Annotated in this window: 9 protein-coding genes; 3 read left to right on the top strand and 6 right to left on the bottom strand. The window is 54.9% G+C overall.

Going from position 1 to position 11,881, the window contains the following annotated elements:
• The coding region (locus H5P28_RS00080; protein WP_185673686.1) for a hypothetical protein at nucleotides 1–590 on the top strand (590 nt) is incomplete at its 5' end.
• Between the two features lie 31 nt (nucleotides 591–621).
• On the opposite strand, the gene H5P28_RS00075 is transcribed toward H5P28_RS00080, so the two are convergent.
• From H5P28_RS00075 to H5P28_RS00050, 6 genes are all read right to left on the bottom strand, one after another.
• A complete protein-coding gene (locus H5P28_RS00075; protein ID WP_185673685.1) occupies nucleotides 622–948 on the bottom strand; it encodes a LytTR family DNA-binding domain-containing protein in 327 nt (108 codons plus the stop codon).
• Between the two features lie 451 nt (nucleotides 949–1,399).
• Nucleotides 1,400–2,215 carry a hypothetical protein gene (locus tag H5P28_RS00070; protein ID WP_185673684.1) on the bottom strand — a complete coding sequence of 272 codons (816 nt, stop codon included), beginning with the start codon at nucleotides 2,213–2,215 and terminating at the stop codon, nucleotides 1,400–1,402.
• A 316-nt stretch (nucleotides 2,216–2,531) separates the two neighbouring features.
• Nucleotides 2,532–3,359 carry a prepilin-type N-terminal cleavage/methylation domain-containing protein gene (locus H5P28_RS00065; protein ID WP_185673683.1) on the bottom strand — a complete coding sequence of 276 codons (828 nt, stop codon included), beginning with the start codon at nucleotides 3,357–3,359 and terminating at the stop codon, nucleotides 2,532–2,534.
• Between the two features lie 243 nt (nucleotides 3,360–3,602).
• Entirely contained in the window at nucleotides 3,603–4,919 is a 1,317-nt protein-coding gene (locus H5P28_RS00060; protein ID WP_185673682.1) for a sialidase family protein, read from the bottom strand.
• A 2-nt stretch (nucleotides 4,920–4,921) separates the two neighbouring features.
• Nucleotides 4,922–6,367 carry a YidR family protein gene (locus H5P28_RS00055; protein WP_221773316.1) on the bottom strand — a complete coding sequence of 482 codons (1,446 nt, stop codon included), beginning with the start codon at nucleotides 6,365–6,367 and terminating at the stop codon, nucleotides 4,922–4,924.
• On the bottom strand, nucleotides 6,351–7,883 hold the full coding sequence (locus H5P28_RS00050) for a sialate O-acetylesterase (protein WP_185673681.1): 1,533 nt from the start codon (nucleotides 7,881–7,883) through the stop codon (nucleotides 6,351–6,353). The genes H5P28_RS00055 and H5P28_RS00050 overlap by 17 nt, the downstream gene beginning before the upstream one ends.
• Nucleotides 7,884–8,423: 540 nt before the next feature.
• Between H5P28_RS00050 and H5P28_RS00045 the strand changes: the two genes are divergently transcribed.
• Together H5P28_RS00045 and H5P28_RS00040 are read left to right on the top strand one after the other, a co-directional pair.
• Nucleotides 8,424–10,451 carry an FG-GAP repeat domain-containing protein gene (locus tag H5P28_RS00045; protein WP_221773315.1) on the top strand — a complete coding sequence of 676 codons (2,028 nt, stop codon included), beginning with the start codon at nucleotides 8,424–8,426 and terminating at the stop codon, nucleotides 10,449–10,451.
• Nucleotides 10,452–10,790: 339 nt separating this feature from the next.
• Nucleotides 10,791–11,870: an IS630 family transposase gene (locus H5P28_RS00040; RefSeq protein ID WP_185673674.1), complete on the top strand. Its 1,080-nt coding sequence runs from the start codon at nucleotides 10,791–10,793 to the stop codon at nucleotides 11,868–11,870.
• Nucleotides 11,871–11,881: the final 11 nt, after the last annotated feature.

Genomic DNA, 11,881 nt, shown 5'->3' with positions numbered 1-11,881 from the left:
AAGAGATCATTGCTACCGCTCCCGAGGCTGCTTCATGGGAAGGTGTTTTTCGGTACTATGCTGAGAGTGTCGAGCACTGGACCGATGAGGACTGGCTTGGCGATTGCGTGCACTTGCGCGAGCGGCTTCGCAGGTACGATCCAGTGGTCAAGGTGGCGACGGACAAGGGATGGCGGGTACGCCCGCTGCGTCCCGACGACTGGCAACGGGTCGAGGAATGGGGGCTGCGGGCGCAATACTTCAACCGCGGACACTTCGATGCTATGCGCCGACATTACCGCCCGGAACTTTCCGGGGTGGCGGAAAATGCCGAGGGCATAGGAGGTTTGCTGGTGGCGACTCAGCAGGCCCGTACCGCGACTTTGGAATTCATCACCGGTCATCCCGGCCATCCTGAACGCTGGCCTCTTGCCACCACACTTCTCTTACGCCGCCTGGTCGCAGTGGATCAGCCGCTCGTTCCCTTCGACCAATTCACTTTGACGACAAACCTTCATCGTGGCCGGGCCATGCACACACTCTCCCGCCGCCTCGGACTACGACGAACCCGTGAGCATCATCATTACCAAGTGTCTCTTGCATTGAGCTGAACCAACGACTGCGCACGGAGAGTATTTCGGCTTAATCCGTCGCTTGATCAGGCAACTGGTTGAGGACTTCCTTCACCCGTCGTCGGCTGACGGTGCAGCGTGGATAGTCACCACGAAGAGTGACGGCAAATTCTCCTTCGGATTGGGAGGTCGTTGTCACGTGCCCGATATTAATAATATGAGCGCGGTGAATGCGCAAGAAATCCCCTGGAGGAAGTATGCTTTCCCAGGCTTTCATCGTCTGGCGTACCATGTCGCACCCACCAGAGGCGTAGTACACCCTGCTGTAGTCGCCGTCTGCGTTGATGCCATGCTTTGTCCAAGAGCTTCCTTTGCGAGCTAGGCGCACGTTGTTCATCGGTAAAATCCAGACGTTTGTTGCTGTGTAGTTCTTTGACCACACTGTACTCCTTCCTGGAGATATTCGATGGCCTGCTGCTGGTGTCGGTTCATCCACCCGGTTAACATGCATAAAAGGAGCTAAAACTGTGGTTGCACGGCGGAGATCTCGCAACTCTGCAAGTTTCTGTCACTCAACGATGAATCCTGACTCGTGAACGGGTCACACAGTTTGTGTAACTCGATCATCCCCATCACCCCAGCCTAGATGCGACCGGTGAGAGCACCGGTCAGCATCTAAGCTAAGGTTCCCCAATCGTTACGATCGAACCTACCTTGGGTTAGATCGTAAAATGGTCCACTAACGTGAAGCAGAGCACCATTATTACCCGAGGGGCAAGAGGTGTTGCGTTATTGAATTGCGAAGCTGGCAGACTGCTTGCAAATAGTGGGGAGACGAAGCGCGTAGTTCAGCAAACGCGAGAAGTGGGAAATGCCTTCCGCGATTTACGGATTAGCATCAAACCAAGTACTGCGCCCGCAAGGATCAGCGTAGTCGTGGAGGACTCGGGAATGTTGGTCGTTAGAGTGATGTCCTCCACAAATCCGGTTGCATTTGTGTACGAGCCGAAGCCAATGTAGTTGATTGTCGGGTTAACATTAAAGGTGTAAGTTCCTGTCACGGGTGTGCCATTGATTGCATAAGACATTACCCAGTTCTCCTCAGTGGTATCGAGGATAACGGAAATGCTGACTGTCTTGCCCAGCCCAGAGCTCAGGGGGTTGCCAGAAAGCCCGTCTCCGGCAGTTCCGTTGGTGCCAACATAGCGAACTTGTCCGTCTCCGCGGAAAAGAATGCCCTGCGAGTTATTGGGAGCACCGTAAAGCTGGGTGTCCGTGGCTGCACCATTGGAGAAGCCGATCCCGATCCAGTTGCTATCGGTTGTCTCCATCGATATGGTGGCAGTCAGGGTATAGATGTTGCCTGTGGACGGATTGAAGGGCAGAAAGGCGTTGCGGGCGGAGCTTGAAGTATCCGTAGCTGCCGATCCGTTAGTTTCCCAGTTTTGGGAAAGCCAAGTGATACTTCCTAATGAGGATGTTGTGGGGGCACTGCCGTTAAGGTCCTCGGGCAGGGTAACCGATCCGCGATTAAAGTCATCGTGGATAAGGGTTTGCGCCTGGCTTTTCGTAGCAAGGCTGGTCAGGACGACCAGAGCAATGATACAGGAAAGGCGCAGAGAGTGTGGCACTAGGCCGCGGAGTTTCGTGATGGGATGTTTCATGGTCGGATTTGTTGAATGCTAGATATTTCGTTGTGGCAAAATGACTTTATGGATCTGTCGCTTGGTCCGTGTTTTTTGGAGTCTTAAGTCCTCTGTTCGGGGGATCAGGCAAGGCCGTGTGGGGCAGGCTTGCATACTGTAAACCAAAGGTGTCCTCTGTGCCTGCGATGGATACCCTCGCTCAGAAATTTTTAACGTGTCTCGGTTTGAATTCTAAATTCCCGTTTCAAAATTGGATTCGGTTATTCGTTTCATCTTTTTCTAGGTTGGCTGAAGGCAGTGTTGAGATGGTCTAGGTTGCGTTTACACGTACAATCTAGTCGACCGTCGGGGCGAAGCGTACGCCGGCTATTTCGCCTCTATTTCCAGGCCAAGGGCGTAATGACTCTAGCGCAATGACTTCCACGCGGCCGTCGACAAAGAGAATCGGTGTCTGGCCGGCTCCTTCCGGATCTGAGTCCGCTCCGCCGCCTGATCCATAGTTCGCGGCCACGCCATTGACTTGTTTGGGGTAGGCAGCAGAGGTGTTGAAAATACAACCCGAGGGGCCGTCCGGGCCGGAATACCGCTCTGCCAGAAGAACAGTTTTGGACGGGAAAATCACCTGTGCTGCGTTGATACCATATGCATCGGATGGAGCTGATGCATCCGTTATAATCAACGGATTCGCTCCGTACACTCCAATGCCGTTCATTGAGGCCGGTGGCAGATAGACGGACTCGTCCGTGGCGGGTGAGCGGAACAGGGATTCGAAATACGCGTCTCGGTAAGTGTCAATATAAACCCCTGATAGGTTAACCCTTACTACTGGCTTGAAGTCGAGGTATGGGGCAATCTGGTGCATCCAGCGCGCGCGTGCGTTCTTACCGCCGTAGCCGGGGTAATGCATACTGTTTTCTACTATATACATGCTGAATCCCTGATTGAGGGAGCGCAGATTGGACACCGATTCCGTCATCAAGGCGGTAGTCCTCACGCGACCGACCATGACAATGCAAATGGTCGTGAGGATTGTCACAATTGTTATCCCGACCAGCAGTTCCAGTAGACTGAATGCTCGATGTATGGGGCCCGCGAACGATACTGAGGCTTTTCCTCTTAGTTGCGAGGTTCCTCGTCCTTCGGTATGGGTAGAATAATACATGGGGAGTGAGGTTGCAATATCGTTACAGCAAAACGCGTCATCCGTCAATGATTTATTGCCTGAATTCATTTGATTTAACTATTAAATGCTAGCGTTACGGCAGTTTGTAGCCCTTGGCGAATGCAGTTCTGTTGTCTGTAAATTGGGCAAAGAGCGGAGCATCGGATCCCGATTCAACTGAGCAGTGCGCCCAACTGAATCGGGATAATTGATGAAGGGCTCTTTGGAATAAAGTGGCCAAGCTCAATAAACGAGATCGCGGAAATTCTTTACACGATGGAAGGTGATGAGATTGCCGTCATGAGCACTCTTGGCATTTTCATCGCCACTGCGGGAGAGGATGACCAGATCGTCACCATCGAAGTCGATACTGGCATAGTGGCGGGCCTCCTTGTCTGAGTCGGTCGTTGCCACCAGTCCGGCAAAGCACCAGTCCACCATGTTTTTTGAGAAATGCAGGGCAAGGCGGTTGCGCTCATTGTTGGGCAGGTCATAGCGGCTCTGAGGGAGGCGGTCTACCCGTCGCATGGAGTCTGTCGCCTGAGAGCTGAGCAGCCAGTAAAGCTTTGTCTGTTCGTCATAAAGTACGTGGAATCGCATCTGTCCGCCGGGGAACGGCAGGAAAAGCATGGTCTTTCCGGAGGGCACTTGTTCGAGTGAAGTCGTCATCGTACCATCGGGGTTTTCAACAACTTTGGCCAGCGCAGCATAGCCAGTGCCTCCGGTGTGGGCACGCATGAACAGGTGGAAGGTGCGTCCCTGCGGATCGTACCAATAGTGGTCTGGATCCATGATTTGCACGACATTCGCTTCCAGCCATCCCATCGGCGACATGGAGCGACCGTCGCCGAGGCGGGAGCGATCCGGGTATTCCTGCTTGTAAAACGGAACGCCAAAATAATTGATTGGCATATCGTTTTCCTTGTAGCCGGGAATCGTATCGTAGAACGGTAGTTCGCTGGCAAAGGTCCAGCTTTCGCGCTTGGTGAGGTCATCCGTTTCCTTGGCCCGCATCAGTACCGGAGCCAACTGGCCCACTGGCCAACATTTTCCTTCTTTGATGACCCGTCGCTCCATCACCAGATAGACATTGCCGTGTGCGTACCAGACGTTGCAAGCCGACTGGTGCCACGATTGCCCGTCGGTGAGTTTTGTTACATCGCTCCAAGTCACCCCGTCATCGTCCGACTTGATTACGACCAGATCTCCAGTATGCCCGAGCATGTACAGAGACTTCCCTGCTGCGAAAACACGTCCCTGAGTGATCTTCGTCTGCTTGCGCTCGGTCCAAGTTTTGCCGCCATCGTCGGAGGTTAAAATAAAGGTATAGTCCTGCTTGTTGGCTCGGCCTTCCTTGCCGCGCTCGTAGGCAGCGACCAGACGTCCCGAGGGCAGGCTAAGGATGGACGGAGAATACAGGGGGATTTTTTCTGCATCGGGAGATTCGCCCACGACCACAAAGTCATTGGCCATGGGGCGAATGGGGCTTTGTGCCAGCGCAGGAGATGCGGCGCAGACAAGCAGGGCACCCAGAGGGATAAGAGATCGTAGTTTTTGCATAGTTATAGAGATTGATCGGGTATGGGAGGGACTCCCAGGACGCAAATCTGGTAGTATTCATCCGTGCTGTAAGGCAGGCGGCGGACAAAGGCGATATTTTGGCCGTCAGGAGAAAAGACACAGGCGTGAAATTGCGGGGCGACTGCCTCCGGGCTGCGAGCGGTCAATCGAAACGAGTGACCAGACGTGGCCTCAGTTATAAAAACACTGTGATCCATTACGTAGGCGATGAATCGGCCGTCTGGGCTCCAGCTAAAAGCGGAGGTGATGCTCCACGGGTTATGGGTCAGTTGTTTCGGGGCACCGCCCAGTGGCGAGACTAGCCAGAGCTGCGGGATACCGTCATCGTCCTTCATCAGGAATGCGATTTTGGAGCCGTCGGGTGAGCTGCGCAGCCAGTGGCGGGGGCCCTGTATGCCGGGAAACAAGCGTTCGGTGGTAAAGGTCAACCGGCGCTGGGATACGCCCAGTGGCGGAGCCGGCCAGCGAGTGTCCGAGCCCTCAAGCGGGAGGTCTCCTGCGCGGGTCAGGTCCTCTGGCAGGTCGAGGATAAAGACTTCGGGGAAGGTCTGCCCGTCTGCCGCAGTCACCATGCCTTGAAATGCGAGCGCCCGCTTTTGGCGGCTGCCATCTTCGCGAATGTAGCCATCCTGGCCAATCCAGGACTCTTCAAAGGCTCGGCTGATTGCGTCTGACCCCGCTTCGGGTTGTGCCACGGTGCGCGAAACGACGACCGAGAAGTAGTCTCCGTCGTGGTTGCGAGGGTGGTTGCGGTTAACCCGTACCGGACCCTGCGGGACGAAGACTCCTATATTACGCTGGTTTGGTTCGGGGGTGTTCGGGGATTGCCCTGTGTCCGGGGCCAGAGCTTGCCGCGCCAGTATTTCATCCTCATAGGTGAAGCTTCCCCATTGGCCATCCCTGCTGAAGACGTGGACATGCGAGCCGCCGCGCAGGGCTCCGGCAACGTAGGGCGGCGCATAGTTCATCGCATCCAGCGGGCGGATCTGCTTGGGGGCGCGCACGTCTACAATGACTCCGCGGCGTCGGGTAAATGCGTAATCCCAGTCAGGCGTCGGGTGTTCCGGCCCCAGAATAAAGACGACTTTGGGCTCCGTCGGATGGTAGGTGGCAACACCGCAGTTGGCACCATGCTGAGATTCATACAGGAGCTCCACCGCCCCCGTCTCGACGTTGACCTGCTCGATGCGGGTGCCGGAAAAACGGGTCGGGTCTGGCGGTGTGTCATACACGATCCATTGACTGTCGGGTGACCACACGGAGGTATTCGTCAGCAAATGATTGCCGCGCCCCTGCGTCAATTGGCGCTCAATTGTTTTCGAGCTTAAGTCGATGATTTGCGGCACTTGGTCTGACGCTGCCGCCGGAAGCCCCAAAGCGGATGTGCTGGTAAGCATGACGCCGATGAAATTATTGCGATACTTCATGGCGAAATGGTACCATCGGTAGGCCTGCGGCATTGAAAAGTGTTACGACGGGCGTGTTTCTCCAGGCATAGCGGACAAAGGCGGGGGCAGGGACGGCTTTTGATTTTACGATGATGGCATCCCCCTCCTGTGTTGCGCTGGCGGCGTGGTAAACTCCATCTTTGCCAGCGACTTCAAACTCACGCAGTGTCTCGTTGGTCGTGTGCAGGCCATCCGCATGCAGAAATGTCAGGCGGACGGATGCGCCCTGCCTTACCGCACTTTGCAGGGTCGGTCCTGTGTCTACACAGGCTTGGCCGTAGATGCGGTTCTTTGCCAGCAGGGCGAGGCGCTTGCCCACGTCTTTCTTGTTCAGGGGGTGGATGTCCTCAGGGTCTCCAATGTCGATGATAACGGCCATACCGGTTGCTGGTAGCGAGAGTGCGCGCGATTGAACCTCGCGGAAAAGCGCCCAGTCTTCCGAAGGGGTGATGCCTTTGTAGCTTGCCAACTGAACGAACAGAAAGGGCAGGTTGCCTTGTTGAAATTGCTTGCGCCAGTCTGTGATCAAGGCGGGGAAAAGCTCGGCATATTCATCCGGTCTCAATGCATTGCTCTCTCCCTGATACCAGAGGAATCCGCTTAATCCGTAGGGAATCAGCGGGTGGATCATTCCGTTGTACAACCCGCCGGGGGTCTGGAAGTGCAGGGGGGCGCCCTCCGGCTGGCGAGGTGCCCGCTGTGTGAATGGGGTGCCCTTTTTTTTTGCAAGCGCCGCTTCGGCCTCCCAGTTTTTCAATGCAGTCTCGTAGGCGTCTTTCCTTTTCGGGTAGTCCGCCGCTGCGCTCTTCCAGCGCTCTGTTACGCCTCGGTAGGCTGGGTTGGACTCAATGCTGGCGGGGCTTGACCAAGTGTCGATCCGCGTTCCACCCCAGGAGGCATGGATAATCCCCACTGGAACATTCAGGGCTTCTACCATGTCTTTGGCAAAGAAATAGCCGACGGCTGTAAAGTTGCCCACCGTTCGCGGGCTGCAAACGACCCACTGCCCGCCGAGGGCTGATGTTGGGGTATCTGAGACGGCACCGGTCACCGTAAAGTGGCGGATGAGGGGGATGTCGGCTTTGGCTACCTCCTCGGCAGGCGTGGCGATGCGTCGTACGGTACGCCCCATGTTGGACTGCCCTGAAGCCAGCCAGACATCGCCGACCAGTATGTCCGTGAGGGTGATGCTGGCCGCGTCGCCTTTCGCTGCCAAATTTTGTGGCTGGCTGGAGGCCGCCATTGCGGGCAGTTCCACTTTCCAGCGGCCATCCGTGTCGGCTACGGTGTCTGCTGTGTGCGAGCCGAAAGTTATCCTTACCTTTTCACCGGCCTTGGCTGTTCCCCATATGGAAATCGGTTTATCTCGCTGCAAAACCGCGTGGTCGGTGAAAATGGGAGCAAATGCCACGCCGTAGGCAGTGGCTATGAGCTGGCCGAGGATGGTGGTCGCCAGACAGCACCTTAAGAGCAGGGGAAGGGAAGTGCGCAACATGGTATTTTTTTTGGGGTAGATCGTTTGCTAGAATGTTATAGCAAATTCGTCAAGGAAATACTTTTTGATATCACCTCGATCACCGACCTGATGGATTGCTTTTAGCGTACTCGACTCAGTGTCTTTCGGGTTGGTATTACCAGTTTTGGGATGGTTTCGTGGTGGCAATAGTTGTTTGATTTGGATGGGTTTTAAAGTTATTAATATGTTTATATTCAATTAGATATGTTTTTGTTTTTCTCAATCCAGGCATCTCTAAAAGCGATTTTGGTATGCATTGAAATGGATAGGTGTGCGGAGAGTTTCAATCACCTTGTCGAAGCTCTGGATGATCGTTGGCTCAGTCTGGAACGTAGTCGAAAGGTATTGATTTTTTAGAAATCAGCTATATCGTTTAAGCAATGAGTTTTGGCATGTTCTGTCGTCGGTCATTTCGCCATATTGACTGCATTGCTGCCGTTGTCGCCTCTCTCATCCTTGAAACCCCCCACTGATTTTTCAGTCTGGGAATAAAATCGTTAACACCGCTGCCCTTCAATTATGATTCGAGCCCCGCTTTCTTTTATCGTCGGACTGACCTTGTTTACCGGCGCCTTCGCCGCAGAGTCTGACGAGTGCTTTATTCCCATCACCTATAATAACCCCTCCCTCACCGTCGATCTTGGCGTTGGGTTGTGGGGGTGGCCGATCGCCTACGATGGAAATGGCGACACCTTCCCCGACCTGATCGTTGTCAGCGGCTCATCCCCCTACCGCGGCACCTACTACTTTGAAAATACCGGGCGTAAGGACCCCGATACCGGTGCGGACATCTTCAAGCCGGCTCGCCGCCTGAGCGATGGTGCTAATGATGTGACCCCGTCCTATACTCCCGAGGGACTGAAGGTGCTGACGCCCGGCTTCGAGCACCCCGATTTTGCTCGAACCGGACTTGAGCAAAAGGTTCCCCTGCCGGTGGATCCCAAGAGTATCCACGTTAGCGCCGGGCAGCAGCGCGGCAAGCAATGGAGCTATGTGGACTTTGACGGCAATGGCGTGCTGGACCTCATCGTCGGCGTGGGAGATTGGACCGACTACGGCTGGGACAACGCCTACGACAAGAATGGTCGCTGGACGAACGGCCCCCTCCACGGCTTTGTCTATGTGTTGAAAAACACCGGAACTAATGAGGATCCGGTCTATGCCGAGCCGTTCCGCCTTCAGGCAGACGGGCGTGACATCGATATGTATGGCATTCCCTCGCCCGTTTTTGCGGACTTCCGCGGTACGGGAAAACTTGACCTTATCTGCGGCGAGTTTGTCGATGGCCTGACTTACTTCGAGAACATCGGCACACGCGAAAACCCTAAGTACGCCAACGGCAGGCGACTGCGCTACGAGGGGGAGCCGATCACCATGCCGCTGGAAATGATCGTAGTCACGACCTTCGACTGGAATCGTGACGGCAGGCCGGACCTCGTGGTCGCTCAGGAGGACGGACGCGTCGCCTGGATGGAGAACACGGGGCGTCTCATCGACATTACCAACAATCGTGGCATCTCGCTGGCGAAAATTCCTGAATTTAAGTCGCCGGTGTTCTTTCGCCAAGAGGCTGACATTGTAAAGTTTGGCGTACTGAGTACCCCCGTCTCTGCGGATTGGGACGGCGACGGCTTGGAAGACATTCTGACCGGCAATGCCGCCGGCGAGTTTGCATTCATTAAAAATCTTGGCGGCTACCCGCCTAAGTGGGACGAGCCAGTTCTGCTTGAAGCCAACGGCAAGCCCTTGCGTATCATGGCAGGCTACAACGGCTCGATTCAAGGTCCGGCGGAATCCAAGTGGGGCTACACCAACATCGGCGTGGGTGACTGGGACGGCGACGGCCTGCTTGACCTTGTTGCCAACAGTATTTTTGGAAAAATCGTCTGGTATAAAAACATCGGCACCAAGACCGAGCCCAAGCTCGCCGAGGCACAGCCCGTCAAGGTTGCATGGCCCGATGCAACGCCCAAGCCGGTATGGAACTGGTGGGATCCTGCCCCCGGCGAACTCGTTGTCCAGTGGCGATGCACGCCCTACGTCATGGACGTCGATGGTGATGGCATCAATGATCTGGTCACTGTCGATCACGAAGGCTATCTGGCCTTCTATCGTCAGGTAGAGCAGGGCGGTGAGCGGGTACTGCTACCGGGCGAACGCATCTTCAAAATTAAGGGACCTTCGACCTTTGACATGCGCCACGCTCCTTCCAAAATGTCGCCTACGACGGACGGCTCCATTCGCCTCAGCGATGGCTATGCCGGTCGCAGTGGTCGGCGCACCTATACCTTTGTTGACTGGGACGGTGATGGCAAATTGGACCTGCTGGTCAACAGCACAAACATCACCTTCCTGCGCAATATTTCCGAAAAGCCCGGTGAATGGCTTTTTGAAGATCAAGGTTTCGTAGACCCGCGTCACCTCGGTGGTCACAGCACCTCTCCGGGGATTGTCGATTGGAACGCAGATGGTATTCCCGATCTTCTGGTCGGGGCTGAAGACGGGTTCTTCTACTATCTGGAAAATCCCCGCTCGGGCAAAAAGTAGCAGCCTTTGCGCGGGGTTATACGCCCCGCGCCCGCAGGGGGTCGCTGTACCTGCTCATCATTCTCGCATATCTGCGCACACTGGGCTGTGTTTCAAAAAACAGTCTTGTGTGCGTCATTTTTTAAGCATGCGCTAGTGTCCCGTTAGCTTAGTTCCTGATAAAAATATTTTCACCGCAGAGGCGCAAAGACGCAGAGCGAACTCTGTATCCACGAAGTTTTCTGTGCTTCTTGTGCCTTTTTGTGGCCATTAACATTTGTTAAGAACTTAGCTAACACGACACTAGTGTTGTGTTAGCTAAGTTCTTGCTAAAACTATCATATGGTTCATGTTGTGTTGATGCCACGCCCAGGACGCCCGAGTGAGCCGATAGATTTGAACGATTCGGACCGCACAGAGCTTGAGCGCTTGAGCCGTGCGCGCAAGAGTGCCCAGGGCATAGCGACTCGCGCCAAGGCCGTGTTGTTGAGCTCTGAGGGCCTTACGGATACGGCAGTTAGTAAGCAAGTGGCCTTGAGTCATGTGAGCGTAGGCAAGTGGCGCAAACGCTTTATTGAGCATGGCATCGAGGGGCTCACAGATGCTCCGCGCGGCGGTCCGCCACGCCGCATCAGTGACGATAAAGTGGCCGAGGTCCTGCGGTTGACGCTGGAAACTACCCCCAAAAACGCCACGCATTGGAGCACCCGTTCTATGGCCCAGCGGGCAGGCATCAGTAACGAACGCGTCAGCGTCATCTGGCGTACCTTTGGGCTGCAACCGCACCGCAGCGAGACCTTTCAACTCTCCACCGATCCGTTTTTTGTCGAGAAGGTACGCGACGTGGTCGGGTTATACACCAGCCCGCCCGCCAACGCCCTGGTGCTCTCGGTGGACGAAAAAAGCCAGTGCCAGGCACTTGAACGCTCCCAGCCGATCCTGCCCCTAATGCCCGGAGTGCCTGCCCGACAGACTCACGATTACTTTCGCCACGGCACCACCACACTCTTTGCCGCCCTCGATATCAAAACCGGACAGGTCATGGCCCAGTGCCGCAAGCGCCACACCTCAAAAGACTTCCTGGCCTTCCTCAACAAAATCGACGCCACCGTCCAGGCAGAGTTGTACCTGCACATCATCGTTGATAACTACGCTACTCACAAAACCAAAGCGGTGCGCGATTGGCTCGTTGCTCATCCGCGCTGGCACTTTCACTTCATCCCAACCCACTCAAGCTGGCTTAATCAAGTCGAACGCTTCTTTGCCAAAATCACCCTCGATATCATCCGTAGAGGTTCTTTCTCAAGCCTGCCTCAATTGCGAAAGGCCATACTCGAATACATCGACGAAAATAACCAAAATCCAAAACCGTTCAACTGGACCGCATCACCGGAAGAGATTTTCCAGAAAATCAATCAATTTTGCAATAAACTTAGCTAACATAACACTAG

The organism is Ruficoccus amylovorans, assembly GCF_014230085.1.
Lineage (GTDB): Bacteria > Verrucomicrobiota > Verrucomicrobiia > Opitutales > Cerasicoccaceae > Ruficoccus > Ruficoccus amylovorans.
This window is presented reverse-complemented; position numbering and strand designations above follow the sequence as displayed.